Genomic DNA, 22,916 nt, shown 5'->3' with positions numbered 1-22,916 from the left:
TATTCATCAGCCTTGAATGTTTAGGCACTTTTTTTCAAGAAAAAAGTGACTAGGGCTGGCCGCCTATGAGGCCGGAAAGCCTTGAGCGCAATAGCCAATTAGTTCAAAATCTCTAAAAAATAATCATCATCCGTGTATTGTAATATTTAAAATATTCCTCCTTTTATTCCTTGTTTAAATATTATTTTACCAACATTAAAACATGGTTTCATTTTTGATTCGATTTCAATAAAACAGTACGATGCCAAACAGACTTATACATTCCTCATCACCTTATTTATTACAACACGCCAATAACCCTGTAGACTGGTATCCTTGGGGAGAAGAGGCTTTAACAAAAGCCAAAGCAGAAAATAAACTACTTTTAGTAAGTATTGGCTATTCTGCTTGCCATTGGTGCCATGTTATGGAGCATGAAAGCTTTGAAGATGAAGAAGTAGCAAAGCTGATGAACCGTTTTTTTGTTTGCGTTAAGATAGACCGAGAAGAAAGGCCAGATATAGACCAAATTTACATGAATGCCGTACAATTGATGACTGGCAGAGGCGGTTGGCCATTAAATTGTTTTTGCTTGCCAGACCAGCGTCCTATCTATGGCGGAACCTATTTCCCTAAAAAAGATTGGAAAAATTTATTAACCAATTTAGCCCATTTCTGGGATACTAAACCAGATGAAGCCATTGAATACGCGGTAAGGTTAACAGAAGGCATCCAACAAGCAGACAAATTGGCTATTGTTAAAGAACATCAACCCTATAGCTTAAAAAATATAGAAGATGCTTTAACACCTTGGAAAAAACTTTTTGATTTCTCTGAAGGCGGACACAACAGAGCACCAAAATTCCCAATGCCTAATAACTGGGCCTTCTTAATGAAAGCTGCACACTTACTTAAAGACGAAGCAGCCCATGTTATTGTGAGGCTAACTTTAGATAAAATGGCTGCTGGCGGAATTTATGATCATTTGGGCGGAGGTTTTGCTCGTTACTCGGTAGATGGAAAATGGCATATCCCCCATTTCGAAAAAATGCTGTATGATAATGGTCAGTTGTTAAGTTTATATGCTGATGCTTATAAATGGTGTAAAGAAGAACGCTATAAAGAAATAGTGTATGAAACCATAGCATGGTTAAAAAGAGAGATGACATCGCCAGAAGGAGGCTTTTACTCGGCCTTAGATGCCGATAGTGAAGGTGTTGAAGGTAAATTTTACACTTGGCATAAAACAGAAATTGATGAGCTTTTAGGTGCCGATGCCGAATTATTTAACGCCTATTTTGAAATTACGGAAGAAGGAAATTGGGAAGAAGAAGAAATCAATAACCCTTGGATAAGGAAAGAAAAAGAAGATGTAGCCAAGCATTTTGGTTTAGCCATAGATGATTTTAATAGCAAGATAAAACAAGCAAAAGCCATTTTGTTTCAGCAACGTTCTACCAGAGTAAGACCTGGTTTAGATGATAAAATTTTAACCTCATGGAATGCCTTAACCATTAAAGGCTTATGTGATGCTTACAAAGCTTTCGCTGATGAAGAATTTAAAAGTTTAGCTTTAAATAATGCTCAGTTCATCATCAAAAACTTATATAAAGAAAACGGAGGCTTGTATAGGACTTATAAAGATGGTAAAGCTAGTATCAATGCTTTTTTAGATGATTATGCACTATTAGCCGAAGCTTTTATAAGTGTTTATGAAATTACCTTTGATGAAAACTGGTTACAAGAAGCTAAGAAGCTTTGTGATTTTGTCATCAATCATTTCCATGATGGAGAATCAGGATTATTCTTTTATACTTCAGATGAGGATGAAGCTTTAATAGCAAGAAAGTATGAAGTGATGGATAATGTAATACCGGCTTCAAACTCGGTTTTAGCTTGGAATTTTAAAAAACTTGCTATTTTTTACGATTGCCAAAATTACCAGCATATCTATCAGCACATGCTAAAAACAGTAGAGCCTCATATAAAATCTTATGCTTCTGCTTATTCTAATTGGGCATCTTTATTGTTAGATGAGATTCAAGGAAGCTTCGAAATAGCAATTACTGGTTCAGAATTCGAAGAAAAAAGAAAAGAATTAGAAAAATATTACATTCCTAATAAGATTATTTTAGGAGGCGAAAAAGGAAACTTACCTTTGCTGCAAGACAAGTTTGTTGGTGACACCAGAATTTTTGTTTGTAAAAACAAAACCTGCCAATTACCCCTAAGCGAAGTTAGCGAAGCAATTAAACAAATATTTAAATAGAAATGGATGATAACCATTTCAAAAACACAACAGCATGAAAATTGAAAACAACCACGTAGTATCATTAACTTATGATTTATACGTTACAGAAGAGGGAGAAAAAAAACACGTAGAAAGCGCTACTACAGAAAGACCATTAGTTTTTTTATACGGTGTGGGTATGATGTTACCAAAATTTGAAGAACATTTAAGCGGCCTAGCCGTTGGCGATAATTATGCATTTTCTTTAGCTGCTGCTGATGCTTACGGAGAGTATGACGATGCTGCAATAGCTAATTTACCTAAAGAAATGTTTGCACAAGCTGGTTTACCAGAAGTTGGTACAATTTTACCTTTACAGGATAATAATGGTAATCAGTTTCAAGGCAGAGTAGTATCTGTTGTTGAAGATGCTGTTATGGTTGATTTAAACCATCCTATGGCAGGTCATGAATTACATTTTAACGGTACTATCCAAGATGTAAGACCTGCAACACAAGAAGAAATAGACCATGGCCATGTTCATGGTGAAGGTGGTCATCATCACTAAGTATTAAAGTAAAAAAGCGAAATCTGATTAGATTTCGCTTTTTTTATGTCTGTTATTTTATATGAAAAATCATCCTGAACTTAGTAAAAGAATGAAAAAAGTTTCGACTTCGCACAGCCTAACAAATTCATGGTCTGAATAATGTTTATTAATATTCTATACTCAACAAGCTTTTAGTTGCTATTAAAATCCCCCCTTTTAACTCTATATACTCTTTAGTGGCATTCCAAACAGTAGTTTCTACCTTTTTAGGTCCATCGGCAGTCATAAAAGTAATAGTTACTTTTGCCTTAAAAGTATTACCTAACCGCACTGCATTCATCAACTTTTCATAAAGTTCTTCACTTTGATGATCTACCGCATGAACAATTTTGTAATTTAAGATGTCTTCTTTTGCAATTAGTCCGGTTACCATAATTTAAAATTTTTGAGTTTATAATTATTGTTATAACGCTCAAGATAGTAACTATTTGTTCTAATTTTTGTAAAAAAAATATTTGAAAAGCTTAACTATTTTCTGCCCGGATAATCAATCATCCCTTTAAATTCTCTCGAGAAGACATCTTTTGTATCTAAAGATTTCATGCTATTTAAAGAGCTGCTACTTACAGATGTTCCTTTAGTACTTGCTACACTTGAAGAGCTAAAACTGCCATATTTGATAAAGTTGATTGCCTGTGCTATATTAAGTTCAGCTTTATCACCAAAATTCTTACTGTGATCATCATTAAGAACTACTCTGTCTGGCACAAACCCATTATAATAAGCACCTTGTCCTAGTGAGTTTTGTGTCTCAAACATAGAAAAATAAACATCATACTTATCTATTCTGATAGGGAAAAAGCCAACCGGTTTACCATAAGATTGTCTTCCAACTATTTTTAAATTTTCACCTAAATAAGGCTTTAAAGAATTAATTACCAATTCACTAGATGATGCTGTTCCTGGACCTGTAATAAATACCACTCTATTAACATTAGTTAAACCACTTTTCTTATCAATATTTGTGGTATTTCCTGCTACACTATAATCAACACCATCAAAATAATTTCCTCTTGTTATGTTACCGCTTTGATCTCTTCTTTGTTGGTTTTTAAGAATTATGGCTTTGCCTTCTCTCATTGTGGCATTAAAAAATTCTGAAAACATTTTTTTTCCATTGTGTTGAGAAGGTATAATTAAATTTACTAAATGCTCTGCTGTAGAAACAAAGCCACCTCCGTTGTAACGCAAATCGACTATTAAATCAGTTACACCTGCTGAGCTAAATTTTTGAAACACTGCATTAAGTGCTGGTACAGAGTTGGTTTCATCAGAAAAACGAGCATAAGCTAAATATCCAATTTTCTTACCTCCAGTTTCCGTAAATACAGTATCTTTTAAAACAGGAGAAGAAATGTATTTATTCTTATTTAAAGTATAAGAAAAAGAACTTCTTGTACCTATTTTTTTTCCGGTAATTGTAACAGTATTACTTTCTAAAGCGCTAACAATAGAAAATATATCGTTATCAAAATTTGAATTTAACTCTCTACCAAAGGCTCTACCATTTAATGTTAAAATTGTATCGCCCCTCGTAAGACTGGTTGAACTTGCAGGAGAAGATGGTGAAATATATCTGATTACCATAATATAACTATTATTACTACCGAAATAAGACAAGTTCAATCCTGTGTCATTTCCCTCTCCATTCAAGTTTACAGATGATTTTTTTGGATTTACGATAGCTATTTGTCCACTTGCAACTAAATCTTCTATGTAAGAAAATTTAGGTTCATCAGATATGTTATCGTTATTACTATCATAAAATTCATAAGGTTTATTTGATAAAGGATTAATTTTATATTGACTTATTTTAAATAATAAAGCATTAAAATTATCTAATTGGTTGCTTGATGAGTTTATATCTCTGGGCTTAACTACGCTATAATCAGGAATAGCATCGTTCCATAAATAAACTTGCTTGGCATACAAAAAAATAGAGTCTTTAGTAAGCTCTGCCCTATTGGTGGTTGGTGTTGGAACGTTACCCGTGTTGTTATTATTTGTATTATTATTTGGTGCAGGCTTATCTTTCTTGCAAGAAGCAAGCCCTAAAGCTATCAATAATACTATTGTATAAAATCTTTTAAACATATCATGTAGATTTACATAAACTTACGAAAAAAAACCAAATAGGTTTTTTCTTTATTGGTTTATGAAATAAAAAAATTAAGGTAAAACAGCTTGATAAGCAACGCCTGCATTCATAGCAAATTGCTCATCTAAAGAATTTTTACCAAAATAAATAACGTCGCTTTTCTTCAACTTGTTTTCTTCTAATAAAAAATTAAAACTTGTGTATGAAGGCTTTGACTCAAATTCATCAACAAAATAAACTTTTAAATATTTTTCTAAACCATTCCACTCGGTTTGGGTAATCTTATTCAACTGCGTTGCAGGATTACCTGATGTTAAAATATAAAGTTCTTTTCTGTTAATAGTGATTTCTTGTAGCAATTCTAAAGCTTCTTTATATAACAATAACTTTAAGGGTAAACGAGCATTAGTGAAAAGTAAAGCTAAATTTTCTTCATACTTCTCTGCAATGCCAAAAGTTTCTTGAATAGCTTTAAACATGCCGATTTTACCATGTACCTCGTATCTTTTCTTTGCAAAATCAACCATATCTTGTGCTGGCGGAAAAGTTTCTAAATACTCTATAAAGTTGGCAAACAAATAATACACCTGTAAATCATAATCCTTTTCTGGGATTAAAACATTATCCAATTCAAAAATAAAGGCCTTTTTATCAGCATCTAAATCATTATAACTTATCATACAGCAGCAACTAAATTTAATCTCAGAATTTTACCCTCGCAAGCTATTAATTCATAAAAACCAAAAAGTGATATATCTTTTGTCAGATCTTTGATTATTATTTTAAGTTCTTTAGTAACCTCATTCACATAAATAAAATCTTCCTCTAGTTTAATAAACCGCACAACTTGCAGCTTACCCTCTACCTGATACAGATTTATTTTAGTAAATGGATTTTGATTTAAAATTTTACTAGCCAAAGTAAACGTCATCATTTTTAAACCATTAAAAAGATCATTTTTAACATCATCTTTAATGATAATTAAATCTCCTATGCCTTCATATTGGCTGATAGCAATCTTTTTCTCTGGATATCCTAAAGCTAGGATAGCTTTAGAAAATGAGGCAAAATCTACTACTGTTTCATATGGAATGCTTAATTCTGAATGAAGATGTTTAAGTTGATGAATTTTTTGAGCTTGTATCAAATTTGGTAAAGCTAAGCTTATTCCGTACTCTTCAAACAATACTTTAGCCTCTGCTAAAGCTTTTTGCTCGCTTAATTTTAAAGGAAAAACAAGATCAACACCTAAATCAAGACATAGGCTTAATAGCTCATGCGCAAAAGAAGATTTATTTCCCTCAGGGATGATGATTTTTTGACCTTCGGTATCAGCAAATAAAATTTCATGATGAGGTAAATGATAAGCCAATTGGTAAGCATTAGCATTTGACGCTGCGGTAATGAGTACTTTTTTCAAAATCAAGAAAATATATAGCCGTCTTTCATCGTGATTTTTCTATCAGACATTTCGGCTAATTCATCGTTATGGGTTACAATAATAAAAGTATGGTTAAATTGATCTCTCAAACTAAAAAAAAGTTGATGCAATTCTTTAGCATTTGCCGAGTCTAGATTACCTGAAGGTTCATCAGCCAGAATTAAAGCCGGCTTATTTATTAATGCTCTGGCAACAGCTACCCTTTGCTGCTCGCCACCAGAAAGTGCAGCAGGTTTATGGTTAGCCCTATTTGCTAAACCTAAAATTGCTAAAAGCTCCATTGCTCTTTTCTCTGCTTCAGCTTTACTAGTTTTAGCTATAAAAGCCGGGATACAAATATTTTCTAAAGCCGTAAACTCTGGTAATAGATGATGAAATTGAAAAATAAAACCTATGTTTTTATTTCTGAAACTACTTAATGCTTTAGCGTTTAATTGGTTTACAACTATTCCGTCTATCTCTACAGTGCCTTCATCAGCTTTATCTAAAGTACCTATAATATGTAACAAGGTACTTTTACCTGCTCCGGAAGCCCCTACTATACTTACAATTTCTCCTTTTGCAACACTTATATCAACACCTTTAAGGATAGATAAGTCGCCAAATTTTCTTTTGATGGATTGCGCTTTCAGCATATTACAAAACTATAATTTTTTAAGCAGATGCATAGGTAAATCAAAAAATGTAACATGCTAAATGCCAAATATTATAGAAATACCTACAAGAAAAGTAAATACTATGTAAAGAATTTGCATTAATAGGAAGAAAAGTTGGATAATAATCCAATTATTTTTCTGTTTTCATTTCATTTATAGCTTTGTATTTGTATTTTCACGGCAAATTTTTACAAGATGAACATTCACGAATATCAAGGCAAACAAATACTTAAAAGTTTTGGCGTACGTATCCAAGAAGGTATAGTAGCAGATACACCTGAACAAGCTGTTGAAGCAGCCAAAAAGTTAAAAGAAGATTTTGGTTCTGACTGGGTTGTGGTAAAAGCACAAATTCATGCAGGCGGACGTGGTAAAGGCGGAGGTGTTAAACTAGCTAAAAATTTAGACGAGGTTAAGCAAAAAGCTTCTGATATTATTGGAATGCAGTTGATCACTCCTCAAACTGGTGCAGAAGGAAAGAAAGTTAATAAAGTATTGATTGCCCAGGATGTTTATTACCCTGGAGAGTCTGAAACTAAAGAATTTTATGTTTCTGTATTGTTAGACCGTTCTAAAGGTCGTAACATCATCATGTACTCTACAGAAGGTGGTATGGATATTGAGGAGGTTGCAGAACACACTCCTCACTTAATATTTAAAGAAGAAATAGATCCTAAAGTTGGTTTACAAGGTTTCCAAACTAGAAAAATAGCTTTCAATTTAGGTTTATCTGGAAATGCTTTTAAAGAGATGACAAAATTCATCGCTGCTTTATACAAAGCATACGAAGCTACAGATTCTTCAATGTTTGAAATTAACCCAGTTTTAAAAACATCTGATGATAAAATTTTGGCTGTTGATGCTAAAGTTAACTTAGATGATAATGGTTTATTCCGTCATCCGGATTATGCAGCAATGCGTGATACTACTGAAGAAGATCCAACTGAGGTTGAAGCTTCTGAATCTAACCTTAACTATGTTAAATTAGATGGAAACGTAGGTTGTATGGTTAACGGTGCTGGTTTGGCTATGGCAACTATGGATATTATTAAGATTGCTGGTGGCGAGCCTGCAAACTTCTTAGATGTTGGTGGTACTGCTAACGCTACTACTGTTAAAGCAGCTTTTAACATCATTTTAAAAGATCCTAACGTAAAAGCTATCTTAATTAATATTTTTGGTGGTATTGTACGTTGTGATAGAGTTGCACAAGGTGTTATTGATGCCTATAAAGAAATTGGTGATATTCGCGTTCCAATTATTGTACGTTTACAAGGTACCAACGCAGAAGAAGCTAAGAAACTAATTGATGAATCAGGATTGAAAGTATACTCAGCTATCTTATTAAAAGAGGCAGCAGATTTAGTTTCTGAAGTATTAGCATAAGAATTTATTTAAACCCCTATCTATAAAAATGATAGGGGTTTCTTTTTGATCCCATCCTACCCTAACGAAAAACTTTTACTACCTAATTTAATTCACATAATTTATAATCTTAATTTCTATTTATGAGGAAACTCTTTACCCTAGCACTTTGTAGTGCCATTTCATTTTCTGTTTTTTCTAAAACAGATTCAACAAAAAACAAGCCTGAGCATTTAAAAGCTAACAAAGGTACTTTTTCAACAGAGCTAAATGTTAATCCATTTAATGGTCAGGTTAATTTAAACAACTCGCTCAATCAAATTAAAGTGAGGTATTTTATCTCAGATTTAATTGCTTTAAGACTAGGCCTTAATGTTAATGTTATTAAAGATTTAGAAGATAATAATAATCCTTACGGCACTAACCCTTTTAGGTATTATTATGAAAAGAAAAGCACAAAAACATCAGTTAATTTTGGTTTAGAAAAACATTTTAAAGGTACTAAAAGGTTATCTCCTTATTTTGGTGTAGACGTTTCCTTAGAAAACTTTTCTGCAAGTAGTGATTTTGATAATCAACAACTTACGCTTAACACCAAAAATATTTGGATAATTGTAAATTCTAATAACCAACAAACATTTTATAGTTTAAATAATAGAGCTTACTTTCAGTATGGGTTAAATGTATTTACAGGGTTTGACTATTATATCTCTAAAAATTTCTTTTTTGGTTATGAGCTGGGTTATGGTTTTGCTCATATAGCTTATAAGACACCAGAAATAAACTCTAGTGGCTCTACAAATGTCAACTTTTATTCCTCAGAATATACTTCTTTTAATGTGGGCACCCGCTTACTCAATGGAATAAGATTAGGTTATAATTTCTAAATCATCATCATGAAAAACATCAAAAGTATATTTGTAGTTTTTATAGTATTAACTGCATTCTTATCTGCCTGCAAGAAGGATGATATAAAATTTCCGCAATTAGAAAGTGTATCTCTAAGTCTATTACCATCAGGAAAAGTTTCATTTAAAGGAAACATCAAAAGCGTTGGGAAAAATGAAATTATAGAGTATGGTTTTAGATATAGCTCCGATCCTTCTATTAGTGAAATTAGCGGAATTAATTTATCTTTAGGAAACAAACCTGTTGTTGGGGATTTTTCCATAGAATCTGATATTTATCTAAATAACATTCAATTTCAAAGAATCTTATATGCAAGAGCCTATTTAAAAGATAATAGAGGTACCGTATTTGGCGATGTTATCAATATCACTTTACCAGCTTATACTTTAACTAATGTATCACCATCAATAGGAAAAACAGGCGATGTGATTACTATAACCGGTCAATTTAATACAGCAGATATTACAAAAGTTGCTGTAAGATTTGCCAATGTGAGTGCAAAAGTTTTAACCGTAAGCGCTACTAGAATTACGGTTGAAGTACCCGCTAATATTAATAATACATCTTCTTACAGTAATCAGGTAAATCTTCAAGTTTTAATTGCTAACCAAACTATAGGAAACTATACTTTTTTCTTATTACCTGTTGTAACAAATTATTTTCCTAAATCTGGGCCAATAGGTTCTACAATCACCATAACAGGCGAGAATTTTAACTATCAAAGTTATAGTAACAGTTTAAGGATTTACTTAGATAATATTCCGGTAGACTACAGCCTTGTTAATTCTAGAGAGATAAGAGTAACTGTACCTACAAATATTACTAAAAGTCAGTTTAAAGTATCTTATACTTTAAATGGTACTTTAACAACTTTAGCTGATGATTTTACAGCATCGGCACCTGTTATAACTTCTATTTCACCAACTAGTGGCTATCCAGGAACAAATATCACTTTATTTGGCAGCCATTTAGGGCAGTATTATAATGCTTATTCTATCGGCAATGTTATCATGAGCTTTTATTCTAATGGTTCAAATATTAGCGCAACTGTTCCTCATAATTTAACAGCTGGTGAGCATAGTGTAAGATTAAGGATAGGTCCTTTTGATGTCGAAGCTCCACAAAAATTTAGATTATTAACGCCTTCTATCACAAGCTTTAGTCCAACAAGTGGTAGCCCAGGTGAAGAGATAGAACTTACAGGTAATTTTCAATCAGGTGCTTATTATTATGTAAATTTTGGTTCTCATCAATCCTATTCAAGACAGGCAACTAGTACCAAATTAGTTGTTACTGTACCTTCAGGAGTAGCTATTGGTAATGTTAAAATTTCTTTAGTACAAGGAAGTCAAACTTATACTGCGCCAGGAGATTTTACTGTTAGAGGACATAGCATCACGTCATTTAGTCCAACTAGTGGCGTACCTGGGCAAATCGTCACCATCAATGGCACCGGATTTAATAGTTTCTATGGTAATAATACAGTTAGATTTGGCTCTACCAATGCTATTGTCTTAAGCGGTACATCAACAAGTTTGCGTGTTACAGTGCCAACTAGTGTGCAATTAGGTCAAATGAAAATTACGGTTGTTACTAATGGTCAAACTGTGGTAAGTGAAAATAATTTCACTATAACTAATTAAAGATAAAGCCGGGATAAATCCCGGCTTTAATATTATGGAGCTACAATTCTCTAATTAGTGAAACATCATCAATATGGCAATAAGCATTGGCTTTTCCGTAGGCTTTAAAACCAATCTCAACTCTACCACCTATAACGAGTATCCTTTTTAAATGTATGGTCTCCCATTCTGGATGAGTACCTTTTATAGAAATTGTTAGGTGTTTTCCTGAACTCTCCGTATACATCTCTAATTTTGAGAACCCTTTGCTATTTCTAAAGTTTGCTGTAAGGGTATAATAACCATCAGGTAGTTTAACATAGGGAGAAGAACTAATCAATTGCGAAACCTGACGTTTGAAATTTACCTTATCACTTATATTTAAACTTTTCTCTCCTAAAACTCTTTTTCTATCTTCTTCACTATTTACAAAGTTTAATATTGGAGATGTAATGCTGTCAAGCGATATTTTATTTCCTTTTAAAATAGTATTTTCCCATCCTATCAAAAAAGTTTGCACAGGTTTAAAAGGGCTAGGCATTTTTTTTCTATCGGCTTCAAAACTTCCGTTTTTAACCCAATTATTATTAATAGCTACTTCCCATTCACCAGTTTTAGCATCAAGATTCCAAGAATCAAGAGAATTGAAATAAGGCTTTGTTCCGTTAAAAGATAATGGAACCCATTGGTTATAACCTAAGCCATTACCTGCAAAATCAGCCCATCTATCTCCGCAATAAACAACTGTTTCTTGCTTAGTACCTCTAAGCGTAACAAAAAAACCGGTTTGGGTAACATGGGCATAATCCTTTTCGCTACCCTCTATAACTAACATGTTGTTTTTGGGTGTATAAGGCCCATAAATATTATCTGCTACCAGATAGTAAGCAAAAGAAGCATCCCAACCGTATAGATTAGAGGCAGCCATATAATACTTATCCTTGTATTTAAACATACAATTTCCTTCTCTGCCTTCACCTTCATAAACCTTTTCTACATTCAGTAAATCCACCTTACCATCTTTTATACCTATTTCAGAAAGGTAAATTTTATTTCTACCTCTTCCGTAAGAATAAACCAGGTAAGATTTACCAGTGTCTTCATCAGTAAAAACAGTTTGATCTCCAGTATTGGGTGTTCCAATTCTATCTAGCATACTGATTTTATGATGCCATTTAAACGGCCCTGTAGGCTCATCAGCAACAGCTATTAACACTCCGCTATCATGCTGAATAAACATAGCGTATTGTTTGATATCTTTGAGGTAAGCTACACCTAAGCGTCCCAGCCATCCACCTTTGCCCTTTTCATTAGCATCTGCTTTTATTAAAGCATCAGATTCGAATGTCCAGTTTACTAAATCTGTGGAAGTGTAACAAGTAACAGACTCAAAACTAGCCTCTGAAATTGTTTTATAAGGCGAATTACGATAGAGCTCACCTCCCTTATAATGAACGCCGTACCAATAATATTTCTCCTGACCAGTTTTCGGGTCTTTAAAAGTAAATATCCCACCGCCCTGACTGTAAATAGGTTTTCCATCTTTGGTATTCCAGAAAATATTGTTCTTTATATTAAGCTTTTGAGCCAAACTATGCTGAGCAAAGAACATACTGAAAAGAATGGCCATTATGGTATAAGGCTGACAAAAAGAGTGCTTTAAAAAAATCAAACGCATTTGTTATAAATTAAATTACGCTAATTAATAATATATCTAAAAAACATCAATGGTAAAAAAGAAATCACAGGAAAAAACTGTTAATTACCTGTTAGGCTTATCTTTATACAAAAAACATCCACATATTCAGTTTCCTTAATACAATTGGTACTTAATTTATAGTTAAGTTTAGATTTAACTCAATAGATATTCTCAACTGCAATAATTACTTCATTTTGGTATTTATCTACACGTTCTAAAATCTTGTTTAGATAGTTTAATCCTAAATGATTTCTTAACCAAAATATATCATCTCTAAAAGCTTTTAACTCTTTTTCATTTGTTTCTTTTGAAATTATTTTCCTTCCTAATCTACCAATCGAACGAGTTGAAAGTGTATGATACTTCTTTATGTCCAGAAGGAGCATTTTTATAAATTCTGCTAATGTTTCTTCTTTCCCATTTAAAATCTTTAAATAGACTTGTAAGTTTTCATATGCTTTTGACTCTAATGCAATATCACTTCTGCCTGTTTTGAAATTAGGTTTGAAGTTTTTAATTTTTTCATACGTAGGCCAAAACTCATCTGATAATGATAAGCGAGGTTCTTCATATTCGCATTTCACGTTTTTAAGTAATTCTTCGAATATTACCTCTTCTATATCTCCACTGCTCTTTTCTGTTAAATCTACCACTTGAGCAAAAAGACTTAACCCCTTTTTTCTTAATACATTCAAATTATTTGTATCAAACTTCTTAGCTGTTTTAACACGAGGTGGGAGATTGTTTATTTTTTCAATAACGCTTGGATATTTTTCCTCAATATCTTTAAACGTATTTCTCACTATCGTTACTGTGTTTAATTCTCCATCTTCATCCGGACTTTGGTTTAACTTACTGTATAAACCAGATGCAGATGGTTCTTCTTCTATATCAAATATTTTGGCATCTTCACCCAAAGAACTATGAATTAAGAACATTTTTTGTTGTGCAATTTCTCTTGATTTAACTATATCAGCACCTATTTCTGATGGAAAATAATTATAAATATATAGTTCGTCAAAAACTTTTGCACCAATACGATTTATTCTACCTACTCTTTGTATTACTCGTGTAGGATTCCATGGGATATCATAATTTATAATTGCTCCTGCCCTATTTAAATTAAAACCCTCAGATAGTTTATCTGATGTAATTATTACATCAAAATTATTAGTTTGACCACCTTTGTATTGTGCGTTAAAATCGGAACTTAAATTTTTTGATAGTTCTTTTGATACTTTACCAGCACATACAAGCAATCTGTTTCCAAACTCTACTCTTAGATAATCTTCTAAATGAAGAATTGTATCTACATATTCTGAAAATAAAATAATTTTACGGTTCTTATCAGTAGTTAGTATTCTTTTGATTTCTTTTGTAATCTCTTTTCTTTTTGGATCGTTTTGAACAATATTTAGATTAGTTAAAGCTTTTTTAATCTCTTTGAAAATTGATATATCATTATCAATATCATTTAGAAACTCTTCTTTGCGTTCAAATTTATTAATATCGTAAACTGTATTATTTTTAGGAGTTTTCTTTTTTAAATCTCCTTGTGCATATTTATCCAAATTGGCTAGTATATCTTCCTCGTCAAAAGCGAGAATACGTTCCATAAAGTCTCTGTCTAAAATAAATTTACCATTAGAACTATTAATAAAATCTTTAACAGTTAGGTGTACATTTAAAAACCTGTCAATAGATTTTTCAAATGCACCAAAAGAACTTTCGAAACGCTTAACCAGCAATCTTCTCATAAAATCATATAAGTTGCGCTGTTGTTGGAAGGCTCTGTTTCCCTTTTCGTCTAGTTTTTCTTCATCTTCAACTTTTTTCTCGTAACTAAACGGCTGGTAAATAGCCCCTTTAAACCTTCCATTTTCTGAGAAGTATTCATTTAATATGCTATCATAAAAAATACTTTGCTCTGGTGTTAAATGATAAAATAACTCTATTGGGTCTTTTACTTTTGAAAGCTCGGATACCTCTTTAGCATAGATGTAATCTTGTTTTAAATCCAGACGGTTTCTACGAATTACTACAGATGATATAATTTGCTTAATTTGATTAGCTAAGTGTTTTGTTGCACTTCTTACCTTTTTTATATCAATAGGTAATTGATCATCAATTATGATTTTATATAAAGCTTCTGCTTTTTTAATTTTTAAACTATATAACGAATTTGCATTTTTTGTAATGGTGGATAACTGCTTATATCTGTAATTAAAATTACTAAATAAGCCCTCTAAATTGTCATCGACGGAAATACCTGATTTACCCGGTATGATAAAAAGCTTTAGGAGTGAAAAAATATCTGCTGGAGAATTATTGAATGGTGTTGCTGATAATAAAATAACTGTACGGTCTCTGCATATATTTAGAAGTGCTTCATAGTCTGCGGTGTCTTGATTACGAAAGTAATGAGCCTCGTCTATAATTAAAACTTCAATACCTTTATTATTAATGGTTTCTGCAATCTCTTCTAATCTACCTCTACTTTGTACTTCCCAATCGTAAAGTTTAAATTTTTCGATATACTCCCACCAGCCTGTATGGTAATTTCTATCACCAATTAATCCTGGAGGACAAATTACCATGCCTCTTTTACCTAAGTTTTTTGCTATAAGTGATGCAATAACTGATTTACCTAAACCTACTACATCGGCAATGATTACTCCATTGTATTCGTTAATTACAGTTAATGCTTGGTTTACGGCATCTGTTTGATAAGCAAACTTTTTAAAACCAATTTCTTCTAATAATCCTTCTACTTCTGGCTTAATTTGTTTTTGTAATTGTAAATCTAAATATGTTTTTAAAATGAGCGCATAAGCTTCAAATGGGGTTATTGTTGCCGCTTGGGATTTGTGTTGTATAAATTGAATTAGAAATTGTTTGCGATTTTCGACTTCAGAAATTGGGATGGCTTTCCCCCATAATTCGTCAAAATAACTCTCTGCATCTTTGAAACCATAATCTTTAATTTCAACATTAAATTCTTCTTGACCAGATAAACCTGCTTTTGTTAAATTGCTGCTACCCGTTACAAATTGCCCTTCCATATTCTGGATTTCTGCTTGTTCTTGATTTAATCTGAATAGATATAATTTAGCATGGTTTGGGTTTTCTGTTTTACGAATAATTAAGCGTTCATCCTGAAGCATTTGTAAGAAAAATTCTACTTGGTTGTAAAATGCTTCTGTATCTAATTCTTGATTATTTAATGCAAAACCTAGTGAGGTAATAAACTCATTAAAATGCTCGTCTTGTGATAGTGCTTCATCTTGATTAATATACTCTAAAACTTTATTTAAGTGGTTACAAACTTGTAAACCTACTAATAGCTTTAATTTTAAAGTAGTATTTTTTTGTAAGCTTTGATACAACTCTTGCCAGCCAGAAAAATAAAAGAAACCTACTAAAAATTTTAATTCTTCACTAATGCCAATTAAGGTGTTTAACCTGCCTTTTAAGCTTTTATGAGTAGTGTTATTGGTGATAAAATTGTTTGCCATTTTAGTTTAGCTTATGTATTAAGCACTAATACATAAGCTAGCTTATGTATTAAGTGTGTTTATTAAATAGATTGATAGGCTTGATCTGGATGATTTGGCATATCAGGAATTGTGTATTGAAGTTTATTATCCTCTTTCATAGGTATAATATAATTTCTTAATACTGTATTTTCTTTTCTTTTTATGAGCGCTGCAATTTCTCTTACAGAACAACTTCTATGCTTACATATTTTGTAAATCAGATTTTTTATCTTATTGATGTCTTTCTCTCTCACTGTAATTTGAGCTATCTCACTTTGCAAATGATCTGGAAACTCATGTAATAACGATTGAGGTTCTGTATTAAGGGTATTAGGTTGTGTATTAACTGATGCACTAAGCACACTAACTGGTGTACTTAGCGATGTAAGTGGTGCATTAAACCCACTATCTATAATATAATAAGTGGCTCTTCCTTTACCCTTTTGCTGCAATAATGCAACATCTCTCATGGCTCTTAACTCTGTACTCGCTTTTAAAATATCACATCCATTAAGTTGTCTATAAGCTTGATTATCTATGGCTCCTGTTTCTCTAACAAAAATTAAAGCTCTTTTTTGTGCGTCGTTTAATTGGTAAACTTCAAACGTTTTAAGCCATGCTATATCAGCTTCACTAAGGAAGTGGTGCAGTAATAACCTTGTTGTAAATTGATTTGCTGTATGGTTACTTTCAAATGTTGGTGGAGCTAGTGATGATTTTTCCATTAAGCTACGCATAATCCTTATTCCACTACCTTTGGTTTCTGCTAAGTTTGTTTCGTGAAATATGGATGCGATAAAGGGGTTTCTATTTTTAGAGCCAGGCTCTCCTAATTGTTCTTCGGGTTTAAGCGAAAAGCCTGGGTTTTTAATTTCTAAACGATTGCCATACCTAATAATTTGAATAGGCTGATTCTCTCTGTAAGTACGATGGATAAGTGCATTAACTATTGCTTCACGTAACACTTTAGATGGCAAACCAATATTGGTAGCTTGTAACTCGCCTTCTGGTAATAGAAAACCTTTGGGTAAATCATCTGCTATGGCACTAAAAATACGTTGCACTAATTGTATCATGGGGCCACGCATATCTACAGTAGTAAACCTACTGTCGGGGTTTTCTACCCAGGTGTTGCCGGGAACTCGTATATAATCTACCCTTACCATTGGCATTAAGCGTCTTAAAGCCATTCTATTACCAAAAACCAATAAACCTGTATAAGTTAATTTATAATCGTCTTTATGCTTTTTTATACATCCTAACGAGCGAAGTAAATCAATATCACTATAAGTTAATTCCTCTGCATATTCATTTACTTTGCTACGTAAATTACGGTATAGTGTGATAGCTTCTTCACTAATATCTTCTAAGCTAGTATCATTAACTATGGTACTATCTAAACTATCTTCCTTGTTGTAAAAAACAAATAAATCATCTTCGGTACAATGCTGGTCTGTAGAACCAATACGCCTGTATGCACCTTTGGGTAAGCCTTCGTTTTTAAAATATAGTGGTTTTTGCCCATCTGGAAGTTCAGGTACTTTAATTTTAAGTACTAATTTATTATTCGGCGTTGTTTCTAACTCTATTTGTGGTCTAATAGGTTGGTTAAATAATGATGCGGTTTGACTGGCTAAATCAGCTTGTAATTTATCTGGATCTTTTATACCTTCTATTTGATATACAGGAAATAAGGAGCTTTCATCACGGGTTACCCCTAAAATAATAGTACCACCACCTAAACCTGGCTCGTTTGCAAAAGCACAAATACTTTCTAAAACCGAATGACCAATGGCCGTACCTCTTTTAGCTTCTAGGGTAGCGCATTCATCTGTACTGTTTAATAAATTGATAATTTCTGAAAGGCTTTGCATACCAAATTTCTAATTTAAAATTAAAGAACTCTTCTATATTTCAGGGAAATTTTAACCCCATAAAGAGAACTACTTTTTGAATGAATTTACAAAACAATATATTAAAAGTTTAAATTAGTTAAGGATTTTAGTCTTTCATGTGCAAACTTAGAAACAGTTAAGCGATGTACTCCTAATATTCTTCCAATTGCACTGTAAGAAACATTTTTTTTTAGTAAATCTGAAATTTTTTTCTCTTTACCAGTTAGTTTAACTTTTGTTGATTTTTTTCCTATCGGCCTGCCAAGAACAACGCCTTCTGCTTTTTTTCTTGAAAGTGCTTCTTTAGTTCTTTGGGAGATCAAGTTTCTTTCTATTTCGGCAGATAATCCAAAAGCAAATGCGAGCACTTTAGAATTTATATCATTCCCTAAACGATAATTATCTTTTATAGTCCAAACCTGCACTTCTTTTTTCATGCAATAATTGAGTACTTCCATTATCATAAATAAGCTCCTACCTAAACGTGATAATTCTGAACAAATTAATACATCACCTTTTTGAGTCTTTTTTAGAAGCTTTCCGAGAGTACGTTTATCAACTTCCTTTGTGCCTGAAATAGTTTCTTCTATCCATCTTTCTATAAACAATTCTTGTTTGCTACAAAATTGATTTATTTCAAATCTTTGATTTTCTACTGTTTGTTTATCAGTACTTACTCTTATGTAACCGTATATCATGGCTTAAATATATTGTTAAAAATTGTATAAGATAATAGACCTATTTTAAGAGGCAGAGATATTAAAAAATATACTTATGATTTTGCTGATATATGGTTAATCAATATACACAATGGAGTTAAAGAAAAAGGCATAAAACCTATTAAGGCAGAGGATTATCCTGCAATAAAAAAACATTTAGATCAATACTTTGAAATTTTAGCAAAAAGGACTGATAAGGGAGATACACTCTACAATTTAAGGAATTGTGCTTATATGGAGGATTTTTATAAACAAAAAATAATTTGGAAAATTATTGGTAATCAAATGGCATTTTCCATAGATTCAGATCGATATATAGTCAATAATGCTTGTTATATTCTGATAGGTAAAGGATTAGAGTATCTACTTTCTATTTTGAATTCAAAAATTATAATATGGTATAGCTTTATTACTAACATGAATAAAACAGGTGTTGGGGATGTCCAAGTTGGCGGACAAAATGTAAACATGTTCCCAATCCCAATAATATCTGAAATTGAGCAGAAATCATTTATTAAATTAGTAAATGAGATAATAGTAAAAAAGAAAAAAAACGAAGACACCAGAATTCTTGAATCAAAAATTGAAGTTCTAGTTAGTAATTTGTACAAATTAACAAATGAAGAATTTAACTTTATTCAATCTCAATAAAACCAATAATTTCTCGTTCTTCATTATTTAAACAATATAAATCAAAAATTTTATTATCAATTTGTATCTCAAGTAGTTGAGTTACTTGACTATTATTGATGGAATCTTGAAGTTGATTAATTAATCTTTCAAATTCAGTATTAATATCTTCTGAAACTTGCAATACAGGTATCTTTTCAAAAAATATTTTACTTAACTCTCTTGTTCCTCCCAATAATTCAGGAAAGTTATCTTTAAAACAATATTTAAAAAGAGAAGAATTTAAAAAAGCAGTTAAAAAAGCGATATTCTCCCCTGTAATAATAAAACACTTTTGGTTTGTTAAATATCCCTTATCATCAAATACAAATGGTAGATATTTAGTCATGTTTGGATAGATTATTTTTTGTTTATAAAAATCCTCCCAATAACCTATACTATCTTGTGTTTCGTACCATTTATTGGTTGTTTTCTTTCTGGCGCCTTTATCTCCAGTTTGTTTCAATCTATCATATCCAAAACTTAAAAGATGCTGTTTTACAGCGGGATAATTTTCAATATCATATTTTTTACTTGGAAACATGGCAATTATATATAATTCAGCAAATTCGTATGAATAACGTTTTATATCCCTACCTCTTAAAATAGGTCTAATAATTTCGGCAGATTTTGGATCTTCTGCTATTAACTCATCCTTCTTTTTACCATCAATAATAAAGGCTTCATTGTAACCTGTGAGAATTCCTCGATAAATATTTACATCCCAATCTTTAAGTGGTGTACCTATTTTTTCTATTTTTTCTTTAATTCCTAATTCTATTGGGCTTAAAACAATCCAACTATTAGATGAGGTAAAACTATTTATAGTTTGATTATCATTAACATAATTATGTAAACTATCATCCCATTTTTTTTTAACTATACAGGATTTTGTTTCACCTTCATTTTTAGCGTTTTGAAACATTAAGATATTTGTATCTACAGTTGCATTATCAAATATTTTGTGTCCAGCAAAATCAATTAGTAAAATTGGATTAGTTTTTTCTGCAAAATATCTTCTTGTACTTTCTCCATATCCAGCCCTCATCCATTTATTACTTGTTATATATGTTAAACATCCACCATTTTTCAAAATTTGATTACCTTTTTCATAAAAAAGCGAATAAATATCTCCCATTCTTTCAAAAGTTTTATAGCCTAATTTATCATACATTTTTGCTAGTCTACCGCCGTCTTTTTGTAATTGAACATAAGGTGGATTCCCAATCACAACATCAAAACAACCTTCATTAGCACTTACACTTTTTAAGCCGAACATCCATTCTACATCAAAAAATGGAGAGCTAGCATTTTGGTCGTAAGGATTCCACTTTGAAAATTGTATGGCATCTTCAGCCGTATAATCGTTATTGTTTTGAAGTAGTAGTGATAGTTTTTCTCTTAACTCGGCATCCTTTTCTCTCAAAGTTTTTTTACGATTAGCTGTTTTAGCGTAGAAATGCTCTTTTCTAATTTCTAATAAATCTTCTTTAGTTTGGTCAATTTGTGGATTTTCGAATAAATTGTGTTGCGCTGGTTTACGTTTTATACCAATTAAAGTGTTAGCAGCTACAAATTTTGTTTCTAAATTTGGTAAGGTAAGAATCCCATAGTTGTTTTGATGATTTGTAAAATCAATATCGTGTTCTTCCACAATAAGCGATATAAAGAAACGCAACTTGCTTATTTGTACTGCTATGGTTTGTATATCAACCCCATAAATACATTCTTCTATTAAATGAAGTTTTAAATCGTAAATAGATTTTTCTTTATGACAAGCTAGTTTTTCTAATACCTCTACCATTCTGTTTAAAATACCCATTGGAAAAGCACCAGAACCACAAGCAGGGTCTAATATTTTAATTTCTTTTAATTTTAAGGATACTTCTTCACAAAGTGCTTGGTTATTAGCAAAATCAAGTGGTAATTCTTCTGCTGTAAATAGTTCTCGGATACTTTCTTCTTTTAAATTTGGAAAGCTATTATGCAGATAAAAGATTAAGCTTTCATCTACCATATAACTTACAATTTCTTTTGGAGTATAAAAAGACCCTGATTGTTTACGAGCAGTTTCTTTAGTTTCTGGGTTAAAAGCACCTAATAAATTTTCAAAAACATTACCTAATAATTCTGGGTCTAGCGCAACCTGTATCTCATTTGGAGCATTTTCTTCTACCGTAAAGTTGTAGCGTTCTAAAAGTGGAATTATACCTTTTTTATCATCAAAAAAGATACAATTTGGGATAAATGCCCGGTGCTTAAAATTACCATTAGCAGATTTAGTAGGGTTTTTACTAAAGCCATCTAAGACTTGGTTAGTACCGTTCATTTTTTCTGTTTTATCTAAACATTCAAACAAACCACCATTTAGGAAAGGTACTTGGTTAAATAAGGCTAAAACTTCTGTTTCAGAGATTGAAAACATTTCTGCATAACGGTATAATGTTTTTATATCTCGTTCTTTAACTAATTTTGAGAATGCTCTTTCGGAGATTTCCTTGTTTAATGTTGCAAAGAATAGGTTTTGTAAAATGGCATTGTAATAATTGCCATCTTCTTTACTATTAGGATTGAAATCTTTTAAATAGTTTTTTAAATTTTCAGTATCAAATAAATGAGCAGGAACAAGTTTTTTCTGTTTAATAAACCAGACGAATAATAATCTAGTTATCAAACGTATAATCTGTTCTTCTAATTTTACTCGGTCATCTTCATGTGTTTCTGTATTGTTTGGAAACGTTACCCCAATTTCTTCTGATAATGTCCATTGATACCACGCGAAAAGCTCTTTATAAAAATCTTCAGTCAGTTTCTCTACACTGAAAGCTTTTTGTATTGCGTCTAAAGAGGAAAAATCGGCATTTCCAATTCTATTTTTAAAGGTTTTGTTAGTTTTATCTTTCTCTATGTAGTAGGTATAGCGTTTCCAAGTCGTGAATTTCTGCTCCTTATTTCCGTAGTTTTTACGGAGGAAAGAAAATCTAAAACTACCTGCATCATCATAAAAAACAAAGATGGCACCATCTTTAAAATCTTCTTTTAGGACTTTTTTAGCAATTTCAAACTGTTGTTTTTTTGAAGAACGTTCTGATAAAATAGTTTTTGCTTTACATGTAAAAACCAATAAATCTTCGGAGCCATTAAAAGTGGTTTCGCCTATTTTTAATAAATCAGTAAACTGGTTGAAATTATTTTTTAATAAAATGTCCGAAAGATTTTCTTTAATAGGTTTAAAGCTTGATATTTTGTTGTAAAAAAAGCTTTGTAAAGCATCAATGGAGAAATTATTTATTAGGTTATCCATGTAGGTTCTGTAATAATATGATGGTATTAAATTTTGGGATTTGGTAAATATAATTTTAAGTTAATAGTTTTGCAAATAAGGATTTAAGCAAAAAAACTATTTTTTCAATATGCTTTTACATATAAAATTCACGAAAAACAATGATTTATATGCTATAACATATAATTTTCAATTTTTACAAGGT

The 22,916-nt window shown here is 31.7% G+C and carries 16 protein-coding genes; 6 read left to right on the top strand and 10 right to left on the bottom strand.

Going from position 1 to position 22,916, the window contains the following annotated elements:
* Positions 1-241 precede the first annotated feature (241 nt).
* Both GJJ64_RS04370 and GJJ64_RS04365 read left to right on the top strand, forming a co-directional pair.
* The gene (locus GJJ64_RS04370) at positions 242-2,248 is read left to right on the top strand and encodes a thioredoxin domain-containing protein (protein ID WP_154286516.1); all 2,007 of its coding nucleotides are present in this window, start codon (positions 242-244) and stop codon (positions 2,246-2,248) included.
* 34 nt (positions 2,249-2,282) lie between these two features.
* On the top strand, positions 2,283-2,777 hold the full coding sequence (locus GJJ64_RS04365) for an FKBP-type peptidyl-prolyl cis-trans isomerase (protein WP_154286515.1): 495 nt from the start codon (positions 2,283-2,285) through the stop codon (positions 2,775-2,777).
* A gap of 148 nt (positions 2,778-2,925) precedes the next feature.
* On the opposite strand, the gene GJJ64_RS04360 is transcribed toward GJJ64_RS04365, so the two are convergent.
* From GJJ64_RS04360 to GJJ64_RS04340, 5 genes are all read right to left on the bottom strand, one after another.
* The gene (locus GJJ64_RS04360; protein ID WP_154286514.1) at positions 2,926-3,192 is read right to left on the bottom strand and encodes a hypothetical protein; all 267 of its coding nucleotides are present in this window, start codon (positions 3,190-3,192) and stop codon (positions 2,926-2,928) included.
* 95 nt (positions 3,193-3,287) lie between these two features.
* A complete protein-coding gene (locus GJJ64_RS04355) occupies positions 3,288-4,913 on the bottom strand; it encodes a S41 family peptidase (protein ID WP_154286513.1) in 1,626 nt (541 codons plus the stop codon).
* A 75-nt stretch (positions 4,914-4,988) separates the two neighbouring features.
* Positions 4,989-5,597 carry an HAD hydrolase-like protein gene (locus tag GJJ64_RS04350; protein ID WP_154286512.1) on the bottom strand — a complete coding sequence of 203 codons (609 nt, stop codon included), beginning with the start codon at positions 5,595-5,597 and terminating at the stop codon, positions 4,989-4,991.
* The gene (locus tag GJJ64_RS04345) at positions 5,594-6,337 is read right to left on the bottom strand and encodes a hypothetical protein (protein WP_154286511.1); all 744 of its coding nucleotides are present in this window, start codon (positions 6,335-6,337) and stop codon (positions 5,594-5,596) included. Before GJJ64_RS04345 ends, GJJ64_RS04350 begins: the two co-directional genes overlap by 4 nt.
* A gap of 2 nt (positions 6,338-6,339) precedes the next feature.
* The gene (locus GJJ64_RS04340) at positions 6,340-6,993 is read right to left on the bottom strand and encodes an ABC transporter ATP-binding protein (RefSeq protein ID WP_154286510.1); all 654 of its coding nucleotides are present in this window, start codon (positions 6,991-6,993) and stop codon (positions 6,340-6,342) included.
* Between the two features lie 216 nt (positions 6,994-7,209).
* Here GJJ64_RS04340 and sucC point away from each other — a divergent pair, with 216 nt between their 5' ends.
* The 3 genes from sucC to GJJ64_RS04325 all read left to right on the top strand — a co-directional run bounded on the left by sucC (position 7,210) and on the right by GJJ64_RS04325 (position 10,931).
* Positions 7,210-8,400 (top strand): ADP-forming succinate--CoA ligase subunit beta, encoded by a 1,191-nt coding sequence (sucC, locus tag GJJ64_RS04335; RefSeq protein WP_154286509.1) that lies wholly within the window; start codon positions 7,210-7,212, stop codon positions 8,398-8,400.
* Positions 8,401-8,522: 122 nt separating this feature from the next.
* Positions 8,523-9,266 (top strand): hypothetical protein, encoded by a 744-nt coding sequence (locus tag GJJ64_RS04330; RefSeq protein ID WP_154286508.1) that lies wholly within the window; start codon positions 8,523-8,525, stop codon positions 9,264-9,266.
* A gap of 9 nt (positions 9,267-9,275) precedes the next feature.
* On the top strand, positions 9,276-10,931 hold the full coding sequence (locus tag GJJ64_RS04325; protein WP_154286507.1) for an IPT/TIG domain-containing protein: 1,656 nt from the start codon (positions 9,276-9,278) through the stop codon (positions 10,929-10,931).
* Between the two features lie 40 nt (positions 10,932-10,971).
* Here GJJ64_RS04325 and GJJ64_RS04320 read toward each other — a convergent pair whose 3' ends face one another.
* The 4 genes from GJJ64_RS04320 to GJJ64_RS04305 all read right to left on the bottom strand — a co-directional run bounded on the left by GJJ64_RS04320 (position 10,972) and on the right by GJJ64_RS04305 (position 18,738).
* Positions 10,972-12,588, bottom strand: coding sequence for a family 43 glycosylhydrolase (locus GJJ64_RS04320; protein ID WP_195759222.1), 1,617 nt, complete (start codon positions 12,586-12,588; stop codon positions 10,972-10,974).
* 179 nt (positions 12,589-12,767) lie between these two features.
* The gene (locus tag GJJ64_RS04315) at positions 12,768-15,995 is read right to left on the bottom strand and encodes a helicase-related protein (protein WP_229655456.1); all 3,228 of its coding nucleotides are present in this window, start codon (positions 15,993-15,995) and stop codon (positions 12,768-12,770) included.
* Between the two features lie 191 nt (positions 15,996-16,186).
* Positions 16,187-18,019 carry an ATP-binding protein gene (locus GJJ64_RS04310; RefSeq protein WP_154286505.1) on the bottom strand — a complete coding sequence of 611 codons (1,833 nt, stop codon included), beginning with the start codon at positions 18,017-18,019 and terminating at the stop codon, positions 16,187-16,189.
* 101 nt (positions 18,020-18,120) lie between these two features.
* Positions 18,121-18,738, bottom strand: coding sequence for a master DNA invertase Mpi family serine-type recombinase (locus GJJ64_RS04305; protein WP_154286504.1), 618 nt, complete (start codon positions 18,736-18,738; stop codon positions 18,121-18,123).
* A 42-nt stretch (positions 18,739-18,780) separates the two neighbouring features.
* Here GJJ64_RS04305 and GJJ64_RS04300 point away from each other — a divergent pair, with 42 nt between their 5' ends.
* Positions 18,781-19,410 carry a TaqI-like C-terminal specificity domain-containing protein gene (locus GJJ64_RS04300; RefSeq protein ID WP_317162911.1) on the top strand — a complete coding sequence of 210 codons (630 nt, stop codon included), beginning with the start codon at positions 18,781-18,783 and terminating at the stop codon, positions 19,408-19,410.
* Here the strand turns inward: GJJ64_RS04300 and GJJ64_RS04295 are convergent.
* On the bottom strand, positions 19,394-22,732 hold the full coding sequence (locus GJJ64_RS04295; RefSeq protein WP_154286503.1) for an Eco57I restriction-modification methylase domain-containing protein: 3,339 nt from the start codon (positions 22,730-22,732) through the stop codon (positions 19,394-19,396). The two genes, GJJ64_RS04300 and GJJ64_RS04295, sit on opposite strands and share 17 nt — an antisense overlap.
* Positions 22,733-22,916: the final 184 nt, after the last annotated feature.

The organism is Pedobacter puniceum (genome assembly GCF_009674685.1).
In the GTDB taxonomy this organism is placed as follows: domain Bacteria; phylum Bacteroidota; class Bacteroidia; order Sphingobacteriales; family Sphingobacteriaceae; genus Pseudopedobacter; species Pseudopedobacter puniceum.
This window is presented reverse-complemented; position numbering and strand designations above follow the sequence as displayed.